16 protein-coding genes are annotated in these 21,466 nt (G+C 31.5%); 9 read left to right on the top strand and 7 right to left on the bottom strand.

The genetic code is table 11. The features are described 5' to 3' along the window. Window positions 1-74 precede the first annotated feature (74 nt). The 3 genes from thrS (at window position 75) to Gromo_RS00240 (ending at window position 4,121) form a co-directional block, all read left to right on the top strand. The gene (thrS, locus tag Gromo_RS00250) at window positions 75-2,090 is read left to right on the top strand and encodes a threonine--tRNA ligase (RefSeq protein ID WP_231158964.1); all 2,016 of its coding nucleotides are present in this window, start codon (window positions 75-77) and stop codon (window positions 2,088-2,090) included. A gap of 336 nt (window positions 2,091-2,426) precedes the next feature. After that, window positions 2,427-3,767, top strand: a complete 1,341-nt coding sequence (xseA, locus tag Gromo_RS00245; RefSeq protein WP_231158963.1) for an exodeoxyribonuclease VII large subunit — start codon at window positions 2,427-2,429, stop codon at window positions 3,765-3,767. 45 nt (window positions 3,768-3,812) lie between these two features. Further along, on the top strand, window positions 3,813-4,121 hold the full coding sequence (locus Gromo_RS00240; RefSeq protein ID WP_231158962.1) for a hypothetical protein: 309 nt from the start codon (window positions 3,813-3,815) through the stop codon (window positions 4,119-4,121). 109 nt (window positions 4,122-4,230) lie between these two features. On the opposite strand, the gene ssb is transcribed toward Gromo_RS00240, so the two are convergent. Together ssb and Gromo_RS00230 are read right to left on the bottom strand one after the other, a co-directional pair. Beyond that, complete coding sequence (ssb, locus tag Gromo_RS00235) at window positions 4,231-5,013, bottom strand: single-stranded DNA-binding protein (protein WP_231158961.1); 783 nt, start codon at window positions 5,011-5,013, stop codon at window positions 4,231-4,233. Window positions 5,014-5,088: 75 nt separating this feature from the next. Then, on the bottom strand, window positions 5,089-5,664 hold the full coding sequence (locus Gromo_RS00230) for a DedA family protein (RefSeq protein ID WP_231158960.1): 576 nt from the start codon (window positions 5,662-5,664) through the stop codon (window positions 5,089-5,091). Between the two features lie 335 nt (window positions 5,665-5,999). Between Gromo_RS00230 and Gromo_RS00225 the strand changes: the two genes are divergently transcribed. Together Gromo_RS00225 and tgt are read left to right on the top strand one after the other, a co-directional pair. Beyond that, a complete protein-coding gene (locus tag Gromo_RS00225; protein WP_231158959.1) occupies window positions 6,000-6,722 on the top strand; it encodes a 3-oxoacyl-ACP reductase family protein in 723 nt (240 codons plus the stop codon). Window positions 6,723-6,875: 153 nt separating this feature from the next. Beyond that, window positions 6,876-8,096, top strand: coding sequence for a tRNA guanosine(34) transglycosylase Tgt (gene tgt / locus Gromo_RS00220; RefSeq protein WP_231158958.1), 1,221 nt, complete (start codon window positions 6,876-6,878; stop codon window positions 8,094-8,096). A 191-nt stretch (window positions 8,097-8,287) separates the two neighbouring features. On the opposite strand, the gene miaB is transcribed toward tgt, so the two are convergent. Further along, entirely contained in the window at window positions 8,288-9,619 is a 1,332-nt protein-coding gene (gene miaB, locus Gromo_RS00215; RefSeq protein ID WP_274381156.1) for a tRNA (N6-isopentenyl adenosine(37)-C2)-methylthiotransferase MiaB, read from the bottom strand. 127 nt (window positions 9,620-9,746) lie between these two features. Here miaB and Gromo_RS00210 point away from each other — a divergent pair, with 127 nt between their 5' ends. Beyond that, entirely contained in the window at window positions 9,747-11,396 is a 1,650-nt protein-coding gene (locus Gromo_RS00210) for a cation:proton antiporter domain-containing protein (RefSeq protein WP_274381155.1), read from the top strand. Between the two features lie 52 nt (window positions 11,397-11,448). Here the strand turns inward: Gromo_RS00210 and Gromo_RS00205 are convergent, their stop codons facing one another. Genes Gromo_RS00205 through nusA form a run of 3 tightly spaced genes read right to left on the bottom strand, consistent with a single transcriptional unit; the run spans window position 11,449 to window position 15,495 of the window. Continuing rightward, a complete protein-coding gene (locus Gromo_RS00205; protein ID WP_231158952.1) occupies window positions 11,449-11,628 on the bottom strand; it encodes a magnesium chelatase domain-containing protein in 180 nt (59 codons plus the stop codon). Window positions 11,629-11,669: 41 nt separating this feature from the next. After that, complete coding sequence (infB, locus tag Gromo_RS00200) at window positions 11,670-14,054, bottom strand: translation initiation factor IF-2 (RefSeq protein WP_231158951.1); 2,385 nt, start codon at window positions 14,052-14,054, stop codon at window positions 11,670-11,672. Beyond that, window positions 14,020-15,495: a transcription termination factor NusA gene (gene nusA / locus Gromo_RS00195; protein WP_231158950.1), complete on the bottom strand. Its 1,476-nt coding sequence runs from the start codon at window positions 15,493-15,495 to the stop codon at window positions 14,020-14,022. Before nusA ends, infB begins: the two co-directional genes overlap by 35 nt. 388 nt (window positions 15,496-15,883) lie before the next feature. On the opposite strand from nusA, the gene Gromo_RS00190 reads away from it, so the two are divergent. Both Gromo_RS00190 and Gromo_RS00185 read left to right on the top strand, forming a co-directional pair. Next, window positions 15,884-16,984, top strand: a complete 1,101-nt coding sequence (locus Gromo_RS00190) for a Rossmann-fold NAD(P)-binding domain-containing protein (RefSeq protein WP_231158949.1) — start codon at window positions 15,884-15,886, stop codon at window positions 16,982-16,984. A gap of 124 nt (window positions 16,985-17,108) precedes the next feature. After that, window positions 17,109-17,750, top strand: coding sequence for a hypothetical protein (locus Gromo_RS00185; protein WP_231158948.1), 642 nt, complete (start codon window positions 17,109-17,111; stop codon window positions 17,748-17,750). 163 nt (window positions 17,751-17,913) lie between these two features. On the opposite strand, the gene Gromo_RS00180 is transcribed toward Gromo_RS00185, so the two are convergent. Then, a complete protein-coding gene (locus tag Gromo_RS00180; protein WP_231158947.1) occupies window positions 17,914-19,314 on the bottom strand; it encodes a hypothetical protein in 1,401 nt (466 codons plus the stop codon). Window positions 19,315-19,433: 119 nt separating this feature from the next. Here Gromo_RS00180 and Gromo_RS00175 point away from each other — a divergent pair, with 119 nt between their 5' ends. Further along, complete coding sequence (locus Gromo_RS00175; protein ID WP_231158946.1) at window positions 19,434-21,419, top strand: hypothetical protein; 1,986 nt, start codon at window positions 19,434-19,436, stop codon at window positions 21,417-21,419. The last annotated feature ends 47 nt before the right edge of the window (window positions 21,420-21,466 follow it).

Below are 21,466 nucleotides of genomic sequence, written 5' to 3'. Positions count from 1 at the left end.
GGCAGAGTTATTTCTAAAGATATATTTTTATTGTATTTTTGATGATATCATTGCAATTATTGCAAATTATTATCATGTTGAATTTTATATACGAAAATAAAGCTGTGACGGTTCAAAGAGAAGATATCTCTTTGTATGAATTTTTCCTAAACATGAAAGTCAACTCTGTAGGTGCAAAAGTTAATGGAATTTTTAAAAATTTATCAACAAAATTAAGTGAATTGAAAAATGATTCGATAATTGAGAATATATCTCCTGATTCTCCTCAAGGTTTAGAAATTTTACGCTACGACACAGCATGTATTTTAGCACATGCTTTAAAAAATACTTATGGTAAATCAATTCAATTAGTGTCTGGTTCGACAAATGAGAATGGATTTTACTACGATATTTATGTTGAAGATTCAACTCTTTCTAATGCAGATATCTCAAACAATCTTGAAAGATTAGAGGAAGAAATGCACAAAATTGTAAATAAAAATTACAAAATCAATCAAAGACTGATTACATTGAAGAATGCATTGTCTATGTTGAATAGCAATCGTGAGTTACTAAGATTGGAGTTAATTTCCGAACTAGATTCAAATGAATTAATTGGTGTATCTTTGCATATGAATGATCAGGAATTAACTAGTACTTTGCATATGAATGATCAGGAATTAACTAGTACTTTGCATATGAATGATCAGGAATTTGTTGATATATCTTCCAATTTTAGAGGGCACCAAACTGGGACAGAGAAGTATTTTAAACTCACGCATACATCTGGAGTCTACTGGAGAAATGATGCAGAGAATATTCAGTTACAGAGAATTTATGGAACTTGTTGGAATAGCGAGCACAAGCTAAATGAGCATTTACAAATGTTGGAAAAAATAAAAGAAGTTGATCACCGTACTCTTGGTCGAAAACTTGATTTATTTCATATTCAACAAGAGGCTGCTGGATCTATATTTTGGCATAAAAATGGATGGATTTTGTATAAAACAATCGAAAATTATATGAGAAATAAAATCAATGACTTTTATGATGAGGTACATACTCCGCAGATGATAGATAGAAAGCTATGGGAGTTATCAGGACATTGGGATCATTTTAAACAAAACATGTTCTGTTTTGAATCAGAAAATGGCTCTTTTGCAATAAAGCCAATGAATTGTCCAGCTCACGTACAGATTTTTAAATCCGAAGTCAGGAGCTACAAAGATTTACCTTTAAGGTTATTTGAATTCGGTTGCTGTCATAGAAATGAGCCATCGGGGTCATTACATGGTCTTATGAGGGTGAAACAATTCGTTCAAGATGACGCACATATATTTTGCACTGAAGAACAGGTTATCGAAGAAACCAAAATGTTTTGCAGCATGCTAAAAGATGTGTATGAAGACTTTGGATTTGTTAATTTTGTAGTAAAATTTGCCACTCGTCCAGAAAATCGCGCTGGAGATGATGATTTGTGGAATAAGATGGAGTCATTGCTTCTTGAAGGAACAAAATGTAGTGGAATAAACCCGATAATAAGTACTGGAGATGGTGCATTTTATGGTCCTAAACTGGAATTTGTGATTAGAGATGCATTAGGAAGAGATTGGCAATGCGGAACAGTACAGTTAGATTTTGTAATGCCATCGAGATTAGATATTAATTATGTTAATTCTTCAAACGAACATGTACGTCCTATGATGATTCATCGAGCAATTTTAGGATCTATGCACAGGTTTATTGGCATTTTGATCGAACATTATGAGGGATGGTTCCCTTTATGGCTTGCTCCAATTCAGGTCAAGGTAATTCCGATTTCTGATGCAAATGATATTGTCGAATATTCGAGAAATGTAGTAAATTTACTCAAAAATATCAATATAAGAGCAACTTTAGACAATAGATCTGAAACACTGGATTACAGACTATCAGATAATATAAGAATCAAAAAAATTCCTTGCGTAATGATTATTGGAAAAAAAGAGTTAATCAGTAAATCTGTATCAGTTAGAATTAAATCTAATACTCGAATATTTCAGCTGAGTGAAATTCAGAGTTGGATAATGTCATATAACAATCCCAGAAGTGATTTTTACTCTTCGATCTAATCGTTATAAAATTCAGAACGATCAAAGTGTAAAGTAAGAATTTTCAATACACTGCTTAATTTTAGTTAAACTTTTAAAACGCACATTGCCTTGACCACCTTTACCTCCTGAAGCTAATTTATGCATCTGACCATGATATATCATGTCACAAATATTATTTAACATCTACAAATGCAAGAAATTGTATAATAATGATGTTTGTATTTAATATAAAGTGTGTTTTTATGTGTAAAGTGAGAATTTTTATAAAAAACTTACCATAATTTCTCATTATTAAAGAGAATGTATTGATTAAACTTACACTACTTATTATTGATCTTCATAATAAATCACAATATGATTGATATTATCACAACTTTTTCTATGAGCGAAACTTCACTACCTTTATCTGTAACCGAATTTTCGAAATTGGTAAAATCTTCATTGGAAAATACTTTTTCAACTATCTCCATAAAAGGAGAAATTTCCGGTTTAACTATGCACAGTTCTGGGCACGTATATTTCTCTCTAAAAGATGAAAACGCAGTTGTAGACTGTATAAGCTGGCGAAGTACTAAAATTGATTTTAAGCTTGAAAATGGCCTTCTCGTAATTTGCTCTGCTCGCTTAACTACATACATTATGAGATCGAAATACCAACTAATTGTAGCCAGCATAACTTTATCAGGTAGTGGAGATATGATGAAATTGCTGGAAGATAGAAAAAAGCGTTTACTCGCAGAGGGACTATTCTCAAATAACAGAAAATTACCTTACATTCCGTCAGCAATTGCAGTAATAACTTCACTTACTGGAGCTGTAATTCGAGATATTATTCACAGATTGCGCGATAGAATGGTGTGCGATTTACGAATATTTGGATCAAATATGCAAGGTGATGGGGCAATAAAAAGCATTATTAATGCAATAAGCTTGGCAAATCAAGAATTGTGTAATAACAACAAAACTGCAGTGATTATAATTGCTAGAGGAGGTGGAAGTCCTGAAGATTTGTGGACATTTCAGGAAGAAGAAATAGTTAGAGCTGTTTTTAACAGTAAAATCCCAATTATATCGGCAATAGGACATGAGACTGATACTACATTAATAGATTATGCAGCAGATTTAAGAGCTCCTACACCTACAGCGGCAGCAGAAATGGTAGCTCCTCTGAGATCTGATTTAACTCAATGGATCGATAATAAAATAGAACTTATGTATAGAAAAAGCAAAATGATAATAAGCAATGCAGAAAGCAAATTGATTATAAAAGCAAACTCATTGCGATCGATAGAAACTATGCTTAATCAATATATTCGAAGATATGACGAATTTGTGGCAAAATTGTACTCATCAATGAAGTTTTATGTTTACAATAAATCAACAAAAGTTGAACGTATATTAATACCACAAAAAAATGTTTCTGAAAAATTCAAGTTACTATCTTTATTATCGACAAAATTTAATCAAATTAACTACAATAAAATTGTTGAAAAGAAGGTTAATTCTCTATTAAGTGCATCTAAGCTACTTGATAGTATGTCATACGATAAAGTTATGGAGCGTGGTTTTTTTTTACTTGAATCAAATCATTTTCAAAGAATTAAATCAAAAAATGAAGCTATTTCTTTCAATAAATTTAACATAATTTTTAATGAAATTGATAATGTCAGTGTAATTGTTGATAAATTTACATAAAATTGTTTAAAACATACAACATTGATTTACGAAGTATTGGGTTCAGTGCACGAAAGTATTTTCGATCAAGAGATGGCTCTGGAATTTGCTCGAATGTGGGCAAAGTTTTATCTGAGGCTCAATTTGCTCGAATATGGGGCAAAGTTTTATCTGAGGCTGAATTTGCTCGAATATGGGGCAAAGTTTTATCTGAGGCTGAATTTGCTCGAATATGGGGCAAAGTTTTATCTGAGGCTGAATTTGCTCGAATACATCTCAACCAGAGTTGTCAGTCAAAGAAGGAAATGTCTGGAATTGAAGAAGCAAAATAGCTTTTTCATTGCAAATTGCAGATCTCATTCACTCCGGCTGTAGAATGAATTCTGACCGCAACCATCATCATCACTCCCGCTGTGAGAGTCATTCGTCTGTGATTTTTATATTCTAACACCGTTTCATACAATGTTTGTTACAAAAATTTCAATCAAAAAGGCATGTCATCATCGTAATCATTATCATCATCACTCCCGCTGTGAGAGTCATTCGTCTGTGATTTTGAACTCGGAGATAATATAGTCATATCTCCATTTATCATAGGGATGATGATTTCAGTACTCTGACGCTCCCCATCTTCATCTTGTCTAATTCTAGATCTTATATTACCTTCTAAGTATAATTTGGTACCTTTGCGCACGTATTGTTCAATCACTTGCGATAAGTGATTGTTAAATACTACAACATCATGCCACTCTACTTTTTGCATCTTGTTACCTTCAGAATTTTTATAACTTTCAGAAGTAGCCACAACCATCGATGCAATTTTCTTACCATTTGTACTTGAAACTCTTACTACAGGATCCTTCCCTAAATTCCCTATGAGCATTACTTTGTTAACACAACCCATGCTTGAGAAATTATCTTGCGCAAGCACTTCCAATGTTCCTCTATATTGCGGTAAAACGACTTCAACGCTAAACCTGTAATTACCAGTATTGTTATCCTGCCACTTAGAATATTGCAAAGATCCTTCGACATAACATTTTGCTCCACTTCGCAGAGACTCAACAACATTAACAAGTTTTTCATTAAAAACGACAACCATATGTTTTTCTATACTATCTTTATGAGTTCCGTCTCTATCAACCCAAGAAGATGTGGTTTTTAAGGAAAATTTTGCCATTCTCCTTCCAGAAGGTGAGCTTACTTTTACCTCAACATTCCCATCAACCTCACCAACAAGTATTACTTTATTTAAACTGCCTATCATTTAACAACTAAAAAAATCACATCCATTTTTACGATATTTACAATCAAAAAGCAATCAAAAATGCCAGAAGTCAAATTACTTGGATTTATTATTTCTGATAAATTTAATAATTTTCCACAAAAACACTCCTGCAAAAACGAATCCAATTACACCAAGTGAAATAAATTGCTGAAAGGATCCAAGATTTAGTATGAATTCACCTAAATAATATCCTATTAAACAACTAGCTATTGCCCATATTGCTGCAGCAAGTATGTTCAGAACAAAAAACTTTTTCTTTGATACTCCGGCTGATCCTATGATAAAAGGACTGATATTTCTTACTCCATATATGAATCTAAATCCAAATATGAATAAAGTTTCGAAATTTGTTAATAGACTTATAACTTTATCGTAATGTTTTTTGAATTTAGGGAATTTTTTTAAGAAACGATTACCATACTTATGTCCTATCAAAAAACATGATTGATCTGATATGACAGAACCTAAAAATGCTAGAAAAATGACTTTGTATATTGACATATGACCTGCACTTGACAAAACAGAAGCTGCAATTATTATTGTTTCTCCTTCAATCATTGATCCTATGAACACAGCAAAATATCCGTAATTCTTAAAGAATTCAATCATGCCGGTACTTACGTCGCTCATAATTTAATTTGCAAAGACGTGAGCATTGTAGCAAGAATATAGCAAAATGAGAATGATGTTTTTACTAGTTATTTTACATTTTTATTAGCAGAATGCTTTAGTGTGCACTTTTTAAAAATTCAAGTTTATTATCGAAATCCATCTATTCTTGAGTTTTTTGAAGCAATATAATTTTGACAGTCACTATATACATATATTTATTTTCAACATCATCATGTGTGTACAACTTTAAAATTATCGAACGAATACAAAATTCCTGCAGTAATTGTTTTTGACTAAATGTTCTACAAATTAATATTTTTTGGTATCTTAAGTTATTGTTTTTTTTGAATTTCATGTTTAATTTAAGTGGAATGAATGCACTTGTTAGTGGTGGTTCAAATGGAATAGGAAGAGCAATTTCAATTGCTCTAGCTAATCAAGGAGCAAATATCACGATAACCGGAAGAAATGAAAATGCTCTGAAAGATGTGAGTGAACGTATTTCTGCAAAATATATTGTATGCGATTTCAGAGATAAATCGTCTGTGGAAAGTCTCATTAATCAATTGTCGGAAATTAAGTTTGATATATTAGTTAATAATGCTGGTATGACAAAAGATCAAATATTATGGAGAAGTAAAAGAGAGGATTTTGAAGAAATTCTGAACGTAAATCTACTCTCTGCATATGAATTATGCAAGCATTTCTCTATGGGAATGTGTAGTCGAAGATTTGGACGAATTATCAATATATCGTCCGTAATTGGAACATTGATGGGAAATGCTGGACAAACTCATTATGGTGCTAGTAAAGCGGCATTGGTTGGATTTAGTAAATGCTTAGCACAAGAACTTGCAGCAAAAGGAGTTACTGTTAATTGTCTTGCACCTGGATTTGTAGAAACAAACATGACAAAAATAATATCTGATGAAATGCAACAAAAAATATTAGCAAATATTCCTATGAAAAGATTTGGTTCAGTAGATGAAATTGCTTCATCAGTAGTATATTTGGCAAGCAAAGAATCATCATATATCACAGGACAAGTTATATCTATCAGTGGAGGTTTGGTGTGAATTTTCACATAAAAGAAATGAATATTTTAACATCGACAAGTGCAAAAACATAATATTACACACATTACACAGTATTTTTCATTTTTTTACTTTCGATTGAGTTAGTTGTAAATTTCGTGCAAACTTCTCATTGAACGTTAATTTTTGTCAACAATGTACAACAAATTTAGGTTTTTTTTGCATAATTATGTTGCGCTCTGTAGAACTGGCTGTATAGAGACTCCTCATGGAGAGATACAAACTCCAGCTTTTGTGTTTTGCGGAACTAAAGCATCTATAAAAGGCTTGAGTATAGACAATGTAATGCAAAATGGGACTCAAATAATACTAGGTAATACCTACCATCTTATGCTTCAACCAGGTGAAAATATAATATTTGAACACGGTGGATTGCATAATTTTACTGGCTGGAATGGTCCTATGATGACAGATTCAGGAGGGTTTCAGATATTTAGCCTCGGACACGGATCTGTTTCTTCTGAAATAAAGAGAGCGCATATACAAAATACATCATCTTTGGTGAAAATTACTAATGATGGTGCAATATTTAAATCTTATATTAATGGCGATACATATATGCTTACTCCTGAAAAATCCATGGAGATTCAAGTGAAATTGGGTGCAGATTTATGCTTTGCATTTGATGAATGTACTGCTTTTAATGTTCCTAAAGAATACACAGCAAACTCAATGAGACGTAGTCATGAATGGGAATATCGAAGTCTAAGTGCATTCTCTGATCTTCAAAAGCAGTACTCTTATCAACAAGCTTTATACGGCATTGTGCAAGGAGGTGTATATTTAGATCTTCGAGAAGAAAGTGCGAAATTTATATCAGACAAAAATTTTTTCGGAAATGCAATTGGTGGATCTCTTGGCGGAAATCAAGAGCAAATGTATGAGATAGTAGAGATGACAGCAAATATGTTAAAAAAATATAGCATTCACAAACCAATTCACTTGCTCGGTATTGGAAGAATGAAAGATATAGTTTTTGGTGTATCAAGAGGCATCGATACTTTTGATTGCGTACATCCAACTAGAATTGCTAGGCATGGATGTGCTCTAATATTGCCATCGTACGATACGGTAAAATCCAATCTCTTACAATTAACCTTCTCATCGAATAGGGAAATTTCTCTTCATTATAAAGATCGCGAGTTCATAAATTTAAATAATTCAATTTATGCAAATGATAAGACTCCGATTCAAAATGAGTGTAATTGCACATGTTGTATTCGTTACTCAAAATCATATATACATCACTTATTTAAAGCAAAAGAGATATTAGCTCTATCTGCAGTTACATCTCACAATGTTTTTGTTATGAACAAGTTTATGAGTATGATTAGGCAGTGCATCAATGAGATGTGATTAGCAAATCAATAGTCAATGCATGGATAGAGTGAAATCTTCAAATATAAAGAAGCAAAAGAGATATTAGCTCTATCTGCAGTTACATCTCACAATGTTTTTGTTATGAACAAGTTTATGAGTACGATTTTACTATTTGATATTAAACAACCAAATTGATAATAATGATTCAAAAAAAACTTCAAAGAAGTTCAAGTTATTTCTCCACGCATACTGTTTTTGTAAACATCCGTAATTCTAACATACAATGTTTTTCCTATCATTTCCTTCCAATTATTTGGCATATCTATATGAACAGTTTGCATATACTGACTTTTTCCGCTAATGCTAGTATTATCCTTTCCAATTTGTTCTATTAATACGGAAAGCTCTTTATTTAAAAATGAATTATTAAATTCTAACTGCTGTGCGTTAAGGAGATTTTGCAGTCTGTACAACCTATTAAATTTCACATCATGACTAAGTTGAGGCAGAATAGATGCTGGAGTTCCAGGACGAGGACTATAAGCAAATGAATAAGCTTGAGCGAAATATACTCTTTCCACTAATTTTAAAGTCATATCAAAATCTTCTTCTGTTTCAGTAGGATATCCAACTATAAAATCTGATGAAAATGCTATGTTTGGACATACATTTCTTAATTTGTCTATTATATCTATGTACAAGTCAATTGTATGCTTTCTATTCATGTGTTTTAGGACCGTATTTGAGCCAGATTGTACAGGTAAATGCAAAAATGGTTGTAATTTGTCTACTTTTCCGTGAGCTCTTATTAAATCATCATTTATATCACGAGGATGCGATGTCGTGTACCTTATTCTTTGCAATTGATCAATTTTGCTCAATTTGTCGATCAAAAATGCAATATTCACTTCATGATTTTCGTACAACCCGTGATATGCTGTTACATTTTGCCCGAGAAGAGTAATTTCTCTACATCCATTCTCAACAAGCTTCTCAGCTTCTTTAATTATATCATTCACAGGACGAGAATACTCTGGTCCACGCGTGTATGGAACGCAGCAAAAAGTACAGAATTTATCACATCCTTCTTGAATTGATAGAAATTCTGAAACTCTTGACGAATTATTTACAGTAACCAAAAAATCAAATTTTGATTCAATTGGAAAATCAAGATCTATTACTTTTATTCCTGTTTTTCGTTTTAACTTCTCCAACATTTCTGGTAGTCTATGATAAGTTTGTGGACCAAAAATTAAATCAACAAATGGAGCATTTTTTAAAATTTCTTTCCCTTCAGCCTGAGCTGTACACCCAGCGACAGCAATAATAAAATCTTTTCCTTCGTCTTTTTTTTGCATTTTAATTTTGCTCAATCTTCCCAAATCGGAATATACTTTAGCACTTGCTTTTTCTCTTATATGGCATGTATTTAAAATGACAAAATCAGCGTCGTCAAGAGATTGACTCTTATTAAAACCAATTGATAGCAATACATCGGACATTTTATCTCCATCATATGTATTCATCTGGCATCCATAATTTCTAACAAAGAAATTCACAGCAAAAAATAAATAATATTTCAGATAGTACAACAGAGATTAAAAAAAATGAACAAATTGAATAAATTACTATGAATGGAATAAAAATTCTGGAGTGTTTTGAATATATTAAGTATAATCACATAATATGTTTGTATGTAAATTTTTCATAGTGGAATATCTCAACATCTTTTTTGCTCTACTATCTGTTTCAATATTGTTTACTTTATCATTAAAGAAAATCGGTATGGAGCCTACATTAGGATATTTGATTACTGGGTTTGTTTTAGGCCCATATGGCTTTGGAATGTTACAAGATACAAAAGAAATTGCATTTTTTGGAGAACTGGGAATAATCTTGCTTCTATTCAATATAGGAGTTGAATTGTCATTTAAGCGATTAAAAACTCTAAGTTCATTCGTATTTGGATTAGGTGGGAGTCAGTTTTTTTTTACGGCTGCAACATTAATAGCAATTTGTCATTTCTTGCTGAAATTTCAGATATTTGATTCTATATTGATAGGTTCATCTTTATCTCTTTCTTCTACGGCATTAACAATGCAGATTTTATCTCAGCAATCTGAATTATCATCAAAATTAGGAAGAGTAAGCTTTTGCGTTTTGTTATTTCAGGATTTGATAGTCGTTCCTATAGTAATTTTATCAAAATTGCTCTACAGCGATGTGAAATTCGTAGATGCAATTGCTGGTGTCTCTAATAATATTTGTGTTGCACTTTTTTTATGTATAGTTTTAGGTAAGTTTATATTGAAACCGTTATTTAAAATTGCAGCTGAAGAGAAAATTCACGATATATTTATGATGATGACTCTTGCAACAATTATTGGAATCAGCATGATAACTATGCGTGCTGGTCTTTCTGTTGAATTTGGTGCATTTTTAGCGGGTTTGATGTTATCAGAAACAAATTATAGACATAGAGTTGAAGCTGATATACAACCATTTCGCGGAATATTACTAGGAATATTTTTCATAATAATTGGTGCACAAATAAATCCACAAACAATCATGCATCATCCATATGAAATAATGTACGTAACGATTGGATTAGTTATTGTAAAGTTTTTTATCATGTTTTTAATATCAGTATTATTTGGTCTTTCTATGATTGTTAGCATGAGAATATCAATTTTGATATCAGGCTGTGGAGAATTTGCTTTTGTATTGCTAGGAAATCCAAAGCTTGTGCTAGGTCAATACATTAAAGATATAATATTTATGTCAGTATCTTGCTCTATGATCATTGCACCGATTCTTGATGTGCTCATTCGTTATTTTTCTCACAAATTTGTAAAACACATTAAGCCTTCAATATCAAAAAGTATATCCGATAAAGTTGTGATTATTGGTTATGATAATGTATCAGAAATACTAGTTAAATTGTTTAATTTCAATAATATTGACTACATTCTTATAGATAGCAAAGTCGATCGAGTTGAAGAATTACAATCAAAAGGTTTGAATGTTGTATACGGAATTCCAACAAAAGACATGATTTCAGGAATATTGAAATTATGTGATGCTCGAGTTTTTATTGTAAACCTCAAAAATGTCAAAGAATCAATAAATATGGTTTATGGAATTCAAAAAGAATGCTCCGGGAAGATTTTTGTCAGAGTTATAAACGATAACCATAAGAATGATCTGGAAGATTTAGATGTTTATCATAGCACTCCAGAATCTCACTATTTTGCTGAGTGGGTTGGGAAATTATCTCTCAAAGAGTTTGGCTTTTCTACTGATGAAGCTGAAGATGCATTTAAAAAGATTTTTTAATTTAGTTTTCTTATAATAAATTGTATTATTAACTCATTAAGTCTATGTAAAGTTACAATCCTTTAAAGCAATTCCCAGTGCAATTATTGTAATTTGTATCTGAATGAATTTTCAGCATCTGTATTTTAAGTGAATTTTTATCGATTATGTCCATTACTGAAAGTATACTTAATGCAATTGGTAAATCGTATTGTGTTCCATCTTTTTGAAGATTTGCTGGACTATTAAGCACTGATATTACCAGATAAATCATACCGTTCAAATATTTTTATTTTATATCTTCTCCAATTTAAAGCACTCAACGACATCTCTTATCTGCACATTGTTGTATTTTTTGAAAACAATTCCACACTCTTCTTTTGCAGAAACTTCATCTTCATCTATTCTTCTTACCTGAAGAGAAATTACATCTACATGCGAAGCAATTACATTCCCATTTCTGATTATTCTAAATTTCTGAGATTTGCATACTGATCCTTTTCTGACAACGCATCCTGCGACTCTATATTTATCATTATTATCATTTTTCATATCAAAGATCTGAATCACTTCTGCAGATCCCAAAAATATCTCATTGAATTTTTGCTCAGTATTATCTGCAATCAAGGATTGTATATCATCGATAATCGAGTAAACAACTCCATAATGCTGAATCTTCACATTCGCATATTGGGGTTTAGGTTTCCCGACAAGAGACTTTACATTGAAAGCGATTATAGTTGCATCTCCAAGATAAGCAATGGATATATCATTTTCAGATATGTCTCCTACATCTGAATGCATGACTGAAATTTTAACATTATCCTCTGACATGCTTTCTATGGCGTAAACAATAGCATTCATAGAACCCGCTGTATCAGCTTTTACAATAAAATTTAATTCTTTGCCTTTTTTGACACGATCTCTAACTTCATACAATAGATCTTTCTCTTTGATTTTTGACAACTCATTTTCCTTTCGTTGTTTAGCCACTGCTTTTGCTTCTTTCTCATTTCTTGAAACTAGAATTTTTTCTCCAACTTGAGGTATCGACTCAAATCCAGCAACAACAACAGGACAAGAAGGGCCAGCAGATTTGATTTTTTGTCCATTTTCGGAGATCATAAATCTCACTCGACCAACATCATTACCACAAACAAAAACATCTTTGTTATTTAGAGTTCCATTTAGAATGATAACAGTTGCAATATGACCATTTCCTTTATCTGTTTTTGATTCTAAAATCACTCCCACAGCTCTGCCTTTTTCATAAGTCTTTGCGTCTATCATCTCCATTTGAAGTAAAATTGCTTCTTGCAATTCTTTTATTCCTTGACCGGTTTTAGCTGAAATTTGCACTTCCATTACATCTCCGCCATATTTTTCAACAATAACATTATGTTCTGCAAGTTCTTGTCTCACTCTTTCAGTATTTATATCATCTTTATCAATTTTGTTGATAGCAACAATTATTGGCACTTTTGCAGATTGAGCATGCTGAATTGCTTCTAATGTCTGAGCTTTAACTCCATCATCTGCCGCAACCACAAGAACAATTATATCAGTAAATTGAGCACCTCTAGCGCGCATATCTCTAAACATAGCGTGTCCAGGAGTATCTATGAAAGTTATATTACCTTTATCAGTTTTTACAGTATAAGCACCTATGTGCTGAGTAATTCCTCCTTTCTCTTGACTTGCAATACTGGCGTTTCTCATTTTATCCAAAAGAGAGGTCTTGCCGTGATCAACATGCCCCATAACAACAACTATAGGAGGGCGGCGGAAAGACTTTTCTGCATTTTCGATTAATCTCTGAGCTGGATCACTTGAAATTGAAATTTTTCCAAATTCTTCTATGATTATATCAGCCATTTCTCGAGGTATTTTCTTATCATTAATATTGCCTCCAAGAGATTGAATTATTCTTTCAATTTCTCCTACACTAACGGAAAGTCTATGTGCTAGATCAGCAATCACTATTCCTCCTGAAGAAACTAAAATTTCATTATTTTTATTTGTCTTTTTTATCTTTGTTTTGTGTCGAACAGATGAATGAACATCTTCTTTTTGAATATCTTCTTCATATAATTCATCGATTATGCTAACACCTTCTTCTATATCATCATCTACATCCGGAATGTATACATCTTCTTTTGCAAACAACTTTTCTTTCTTTTTCTTCTTATAATTTCTTTCAGAATCTATATCTGTATCTTTTGCTGTTGGTTTATGTTCGTATTCTTTGATCTGAATCTTCGATTTATGAGTTATCACATGCTTTTCAACAATATCAGGAATGTTGCTATCGAAAATTAGGGTACTATTTTGTACAGAACTTTCCACAACATCCTCTTCGTTTAAGTTTACTATATCAGAATGCTCTTTCTGATTGACTTTCATATTTTTCAAAGCATCTAACCTTGCTTTAATTTCATCTTTAGTCAAATTTCCAAAAGAAGCTACACCTTCCTCTTTTTCTGAATCATTCTTCGGCAAACTCTTGTTACGAGGAGAAACGATTTCCACTTCCACATTTTTTGATCTTCCATAAGAAAAGCTCTGCTTGACTTTCTGAGGTGGTAAAGATTTTCCAGAAGACGGAGTAATTTTTAAACTCAAAATTTTTCTATCTTTATCATCACTACTCATCGAACCATCCAAGTCTCTTGCGCACATCAATTATAATATCACCAGCTGTTTCTGCGGTAAACATAGGAGAATCTATAAATTCACTAAGTTCGTAAATATCTAATCCAGCAAGTTCTTCAAGAGATTTCACTCCTTTTTGGGCTAATATCAACACTAATCCCAAGTCGAGCTTTTCATATTTTATCAAATCTTCATTAACATTGAGCTTATAACATTCTTCGATCAAGAAATTTTTAGCTCTAGAATGAAGTTCTTGTGCAATATCAGAATCAAAACCATCTAGAGAGGCAATTTCATCTATACTAGCATTTATAATATCACTAAAAGACATAAATCCTTCTGTTACTAAAAATCGTGCCATAAATTCATCTATCGAAAGAGCTCTAATAAAATCATCAATAATTTTGTTTATTTTTTCAGCATTTTGCTGATTATAGTCGCTTTCTGAAACAATTTTGATGTTATTATTGGTTAATTTACATGCTAGCCTTATGTTGGCACCTCCTACTCCTATAGCAATATTAACCTGATCGTTTGGAACAACTGCAGTTATATTTTGATCATGAACTACTAATTTTGATACCTCAGCTGGAGATAATGCGTTCACTACAAAAGTCACTTTATCACTTGACCACAAAACCACATCTATTCTTTCTCCTTTAAGCTCTGCACTTATAGCTTTTATTCTCTGACCCTCAGGTCCAACGCATGGACCTATTGGTTCTAATCTCAATTCTCTTGATGAGACGGCAACTTTTGCTCTCTTCCCTGGAATTCTTGCGACAGATTTTATTTCTATAGATCCATCATGAATTTCCGGTACGTTTATTTTAAATAATCCCAACAAAAATTCGTTATTTGTTCTAGAAAGTAAGACTTGAAATCCGCTATCTCTTCTCATCACTCTAGATATTGCAACTTTGACTCTTTCATACATGCGAAGCTCTTCTCCATTTATTAATTCCTCTTTTCTTAACAAGCCAGTTCCTTGATTTATATCAACAATAATATTTCCAAATTCCATACTTTTTACTTGGCAGGTAATGATTTCTCCAACTTTGTTTTTGAAAAATTGATACTGAATCTCTCTTTCAAGAGAACTGATTTTCTTCAGAAAAATATCTCTAATTTTTCTTACAAGAAGCCTCTCCATGCTAGGAAAATCACAGGGAAAATCGATAAAATCTCCTATATTTACTTTTGAGTGAGTGTTTCTCGCCATATCTACATTAATTTCAGTTAAATGATTCCTCACATTATTCACTACTTTCATTTTTTTGAAAATTACAATAGAGTTATCGTTCTTGTTTATATGAACAATTATGTTAGGTATTTTATAAGTCAAAATTATAGCATCTTTTATAGCATCTTCCATGATTTTCAGAGTATCTTTTGGATCTAAACCCTTTTCATGAGCATAAATTTCAAGATCTTTGAAAAAACTCACAGCAATTTTCATATTTAACATATTTTTTCTCCTTTTATATTCACGTTAGCAGTTTTTCTTTATGCAAATTTCAAATCTAATTCTTTGAGAAAATTCATTTACCAGCAATGATAAAATCGATCTGTAAATTTCACCACAAGTATGTAGACTAATTTCTCTATTTGTGCTTTTTATCGTCAAAATCAATGTGTCTCTTGAATTTAATTCAATATTCTCAATATCAGCTTCATAAGAATCAAGAATTTTTACAATCGAACTCCTTACCCGTGATAGGTCCATTAATGATAGTAGTAATTGGAATGCTTAAGGCTAATATTTTTATGAGAAATATGCAAGATAAAAATTTTCATTTTATCAATTGATTATAGACTCATTAATGATACAGTTTCTGTATGCAGTCCTTAATGATATGAAAATAGTTATACTAAATACATCAAAAAGAGTCGCAATCATTCCAAATGATGCAAGAGATATGATCAATAATGGTCATGAGGTTTTTGTAGAATCATCAGCAGGAGATGAATCCCTATTTTATGATGAAGATTACAAAAAGTGCTCTATTTTTGATTTAAATACTATCAATGATATTGGGCCAAATGTTGTAATTGGAGTGAAAATCTCCAAATCAGACTTGATTCGAATTGCAAATTCTTTGCGAGAGCCTTGTACATTTATATTTGCAAAAATTGATGATTTTGAAGAAATTGAGATAGATGTGAAAAGCTCTTTTGTTGCATTTTCTCTCGATATGCTCCCAAGAATTACTAGAGCACAAGACATGGATGTATTGTCTTCACAAAACAATCTACTTGGTTATGTTGCGGCTATTAAAGCTTGCGAATTATCTCAGAAAGTTATGCCAATGATGAATACATCAGCAGGAAGAATTCATCCAGCAAAGGTAATTGTAATAGGGGCTGGTGTTGCTGGATTACAATGTATTGCAACATTTAAGAGAATGGGAGCAATAGTATATGGATGTGATGTGAGAGAAAATTGCAAAGATGAGGTCGAAAGTTTAGGGGCAAAATTCTTTGCTATTCCATCGAAAATCGAACTGAGTGGTGGTTATGTAACAGAAATATCTCAGTCTGATATCGAAAATCAGCGAAACTTACTTCGAGATCATATTTCTGATGCTGACATAGTTATCTGTTCAGCATTGATAAGAGGGAAGGTAGCTCCAATTATTATTACGAAAGATATGGTGAAGAGTATGAAAAATGGCGCACTCATTATTGATTTGGCCATAGAGCATGGAGGAAATTGCGAATTATCTCAAAACGGAATCACAAAATTTGGCAAAATTACTATACTTGGATCAAATGATTTAATAGATAATATTGCAAACGAAGCATCAAAAATGCTTTCAAAAAATAATATGAATTTTCTCCAATACTTGTTTAATACTGGGTATTTTGATTCTTTGGAAACACATGAATTTGAGCAAAAGCTTAACGAAGATGAGATCTTGAAATGTATGTATAAGTTGTGCAAAACTGCAGATTGAAGAAATAAATAACCAACCAAACAGTAATATAGCAAACAAAATTTCACATTCAAAAAAATTTAATATTGACCATGCAATATGGTGATATATACCATATAAATAATACGACTTATTTTATTTTTTCATGAAATCTTTAAAAATCATACTCACAGCATGTACATTAGTTTTTTTTACCAACTCGATAACAAATTGTAAGACAGAAAAACTTGATTTTGAGGTGAGAGAAGCTCATGATCCATTAGATTACAATCATGATAGATCTGATAGATATAAAAAAATCGACAGAGATTGGGGAGGTTTGTTAGGTGGATCATATATTCTTTCTCCTCACTCTGGAGAGCAATTAACAGAAAAATCATTTCAATTCTTATTTGGATTTTTTTACAAACGAAATATGTACATATCTTGCTTAGCAGGACTCACTCATAGCACTGTATCAGACATGTCGGAAATGATGCGCACATTATCGAATTTTCAGATATCAATCGAAGCACATGTTGGATTTTGCATAACAGATTATTTTGCTGTAAATGGATTGGTTGGGATGTGTTTTGATCGAATTAGTTTTGAAAAAGTTATGTCAAATGTTAATTCATTTGAACTCGGGGCGGAAATGTTGTTCTCATTTTGGATAGTACAAACGTCATTAGGAATATTAACAAAAATCCCTTTCAATGCTTCCATAAAGGAAGATGAACAACCTGAAATCAAAAAAGATAAGCCATTTGATTGGGTATTTAGAATCTCGTTTATGATTGTACTATAATTAATCGTAGCAACTGTAGAAAATGAGTCAATAAATGTGGCCAAATGCAGAATGGTCAAATGAGTCAACTTACAACAAAGCGCAATAAGAAATGAATTCACTAAGCGCGCAATAGCCTTATTTTCTGATATCTTTCAGCTTATCATATTCTCTGAGCTTGATACTATGTAGAACTATCACTGTCAATAAAATCATTAAATATGGAGTGAAAAATTGTTTTTATACTATCTTGATTGGCACTTTGCATAATTTCAAAGCTTATTCTTGTAACAGGCTCTGTACCAGATGGTCTCATATTGAAATGACTGATAGAATTCATTGATATATAACGCAAACATTCCTCAAATTCAATTTCAGACTTATCACAATTCTCGCAATTATTTTGAAGATAGTTCTTTGCATTAGAAATAATTTTCTCCAAATTTTCATTTCTTATGTTGAATTTTAATCTCATATTTGGAGTAAAAATTGGCATACTCTCTTGGCAATTTCTCAAAATACACAATAGTAAAATACTCACAAGCATTCCATCTCCGCAAAATGGATTAAATTTAGTTAATATATGACCAGAAGCTTCTCCTCCGAGAGTGCTTTTATAAGCAATCATAGCATTTGATACGTTTTTATCTCCTACATCACACACAATATACTTGATCTTATGTAAATCAAAGAAATCAAACAATGCAGAATTGCTATCGGTCGTGGTTACTACAACATCATTATCACTACTGTATAAAGAAAATATGGCGAGAATTTGATCTCCATCTAATATGTTACCATGTTTATCGCAAGCTATTACTCGATCACCATCTCCATCAAAAGCGAAAGCCAAATCGGCTCTATGAGCAATAGTTGCTTCTCTTAAGAGATTATTATTCATAATTCCTGCATTTAAGTTTATTAGCTCAAAATCAGATGATGTATTGATTAAAATACATTCAATTTCAAGAAGTTTGTGAAATATATCATATATAAACATTGATGGCGCGCCATTCGCGCAATCAAATAATACCCTTTTTGGTTGTTCAGCATTAAAATTATGCTCTTTTATGACATTTGATTTTAAGTAAGAAACGTATGATTGAAACAAATCATTGTGAATGTTAATTCTAGGAGGATCTGCCATCATTTCAATTGAATTATCATGAGCATTATTTGCATTATTTGAAATAAAATCCTCATCAATTTTTGATAATTTCATACCATTCTGGTCAAAAATCTTCAGTCCATTGTATTCATGAGTATTATGAGATGCCGTAATCATTATGCTACAACAGAATTTAGTTGATTTAATACCATGCAATGCTCCGTGAGCTAAGATCGGAGTTGTTACTATATCTGCAAAAAATACTTGATATCTGAAGTGGTTAAAAACGTTAATAAGTATATTTGAAATCAAAATTCCAGATGGTCTTGAATCTCTGCCAATTAATATAGTATCATTTTCAGAATGATTCTTTCGAGATTCGATTAGTGCACATATTCCATATGCAATTTTTCTGATTCCGACAGGATTAATGGGATATACTCCGAATTTTTCGCGAATACCATCGGTTCCGAACATATTTACAAGTAATTACACGCACTAAAATACTAACGTTATCAGATAATACTTATACTGTAAAGAAGTGTACATATTGGAAAATTTTTATTAAAATTCATAATGTTTTTTTTTATGAAAGTATGACTGAATTCACGAAAAGAATATCGAAATTCGTATTTTACTTAACCATAGCTTCTTCACAAATTAATCCTGCTTGTTATAAAAATGATCGTTGTGATTTTAATCATAACAACATTATTAATATTGAATTCAGTTCATTATTCCTTCAAAATAAGGATGAGAAATACAAAAAAGAATTTTGTGAAAAACTTTGGAAAGAAGAGTACGAAATAGATCGTTACGTACATGGTGCAGTAATGAGTATAGGACAACAAAATAAGTCATTAATTACTGAATATTTCTCAGAATATTTTTGTAGATTTTGTAGAAATTTGATTGGAAATATAAAATTCAAATACCCTCATTATTACATATGTAAGAAATGCAAATGCGATACATGTAAAGAGTCTCCTGTATGTCACATAGACTATACTGATCATTCTGATAAGGATTGTTGTGATGTAGAATTTTCCAAAATTTTTGTTGATGATTATGAGAGAAAAATTGACGATTTGATTCGTGATAAAAGACATGTTATAGATTCAGAAATTGACTTTTATTTCGATACTTGTCGTAAGATATACAATCATCAGTCCGATATGTTGACAAAATACAATGTTAACCCACAATATGACTTTTTGGATGGTAGGCATTGGCTTATTTCAGGAATAATAACAAATTGTATTCAATCTGTTGAAAGTGATGAAGGAATAAAGTTTTCTCTAAATAACGATTCTCAAAAAATATTGGAAATCTTTTCTAGAAACAAAGAAGAAGATTTTTGCAAAATATTAATCAATCGAATATCTAAATATTTTTTTCAAGATCTATTTCAGTTAATTCTCAGAAAGAAAATTACTTTAAAACGTATACCTGTTTCTGAAGAAAATAGCATTTTAGATCAAAAACCTATTTTACAAAATGAATTAGAAGAAGAAAGTTTCATTCAAGAAATTGATCCTGTGCAATTTGCAATAAAATCTGCGGAAATGAATAAGGAAGCCATAAGACTTCGATATTTTTCTGAGTCACACTCAAATTCTATTGCACATGAACTGTATTTCAGCAATTCTATACACCTTATGTTAGAAAACATGCCAAATTGTGTTACAAATACTCGACACGATATTTCAGACAAATCGCTATTCATTGTAGCTATTCAAGGAGCTCTGAAAGCACCTAATGTTTTATCATATCAAGGAGAATCAGAAACTCCTCGTAGTTTCGTTGATATATATGGAGATTTCTACTCATTTAAGATGTACTTCAGATTTATACTTAAGCACTTGCCAGAACAATTAAATAAAATATCACAAGAATTGTCTAAGAATAGAGATAGAGATGACCTCATGAGTACTAGTCAGTCTATCACTCAACAGTTTGTTCAAAGTGTAAAACCTAATGCTTCTGCTCAAATTAGCAAAAATCAACAAAAAACAGAAAAAACTGTATCAAAAAAGAAAAAAGATGATTTTGAAGAAGATGATGAAAATAAGCTCATTCCAGTTATTGATGGAAAAGGTCAATACAGAGAATCTAATACAACTTATCATATATCTGGAGTTGGTACGTTTTATACTAAAGAACAAATTGTACATCCATCAGAAATTTATCAACTAGTATGCAAATACATTGTAGTTTGGGTTCGAATGAGTGATAGAGAGTCTTCATTTGTAGATTTTTTTAAGAAAATGGAAAAAAAAGTGAATCTATATATACAGTCCAAATATCTTAAGATGGAAGATCACGCAAAAGCAGCGTATAGAGGTTTAATTGATGAGAAGATAGACCCGAAAAGAATGCACGAAAATAATGCAATTATTGATCGTATAGGGTCAATATTTGATTTAGAAGAAGCTGCAATGAGAAAGAGAAAAACTGAGAAATTAAGACAACAGATAGAAAAAATGAAAATAAATGAAAAAAAAGAACAGAAACAGAATCTTATTCTTATATCAAACGACATATCAATTGATAAGATAGAGGAACTTTTTGAAATTAGTTAAATGTCAAAGTTTTTGCTAGATCCAATCAATCACAGAGTATCTATGGA

This window comes from Candidatus Gromoviella agglomerans (assembly GCF_021065005.1).
Taxonomy (GTDB): domain Bacteria; phylum Pseudomonadota; class Alphaproteobacteria; order CAJXXZ01.
Note: the sequence above shows the minus strand (reverse complement) of the source record. Positions and strands in the feature narration are given on the sequence as shown.

Excerpts from the sequence above, each read along its gene's own strand:
- thrS (WP_231158964.1), top strand. The coding sequence starts at position 75 with ATGTTGAATTTTATATACGAAAATAAAGCTGTGACGGTTCAAAGAGAA.
- xseA (WP_231158963.1), top strand. The coding sequence starts at position 2,427 with ATGATTGATATTATCACAACTTTTTCTATGAGCGAAACTTCACTACCT.
- ssb (WP_231158961.1), bottom strand. The coding sequence starts at position 5,013 with ATGATAGGCAGTTTAAATAAAGTAATACTTGTTGGTGAGGTTGATGGG.
- Gromo_RS00230 (WP_231158960.1), bottom strand. The coding sequence starts at position 5,664 with ATGAGCGACGTAAGTACCGGCATGATTGAATTCTTTAAGAATTACGGA.
- Gromo_RS00225 (WP_231158959.1), top strand. The coding sequence starts at position 6,000 with ATGTTTAATTTAAGTGGAATGAATGCACTTGTTAGTGGTGGTTCAAAT.
- tgt (WP_231158958.1), top strand. The coding sequence starts at position 6,876 with ATGTACAACAAATTTAGGTTTTTTTTGCATAATTATGTTGCGCTCTGT.
- Gromo_RS00210 (WP_274381155.1), top strand. The coding sequence starts at position 9,747 with ATGTTTGTATGTAAATTTTTCATAGTGGAATATCTCAACATCTTTTTT.
- infB (WP_231158951.1), bottom strand. The coding sequence starts at position 14,054 with ATGTGCGCAAGAGACTTGGATGGTTCGATGAGTAGTGATGATAAAGAT.
- nusA (WP_231158950.1), bottom strand. The coding sequence starts at position 15,495 with ATGTTAAATATGAAAATTGCTGTGAGTTTTTTCAAAGATCTTGAAATT.
- Gromo_RS00190 (WP_231158949.1), top strand. The coding sequence starts at position 15,884 with ATGAAAATAGTTATACTAAATACATCAAAAAGAGTCGCAATCATTCCA.
- Gromo_RS00185 (WP_231158948.1), top strand. The coding sequence starts at position 17,109 with ATGAAATCTTTAAAAATCATACTCACAGCATGTACATTAGTTTTTTTT.
- Gromo_RS00180 (WP_231158947.1), bottom strand. The coding sequence starts at position 19,314 with ATGTTCGGAACCGATGGTATTCGCGAAAAATTCGGAGTATATCCCATT.
- Gromo_RS00175 (WP_231158946.1), top strand. The coding sequence starts at position 19,434 with ATGACTGAATTCACGAAAAGAATATCGAAATTCGTATTTTACTTAACC.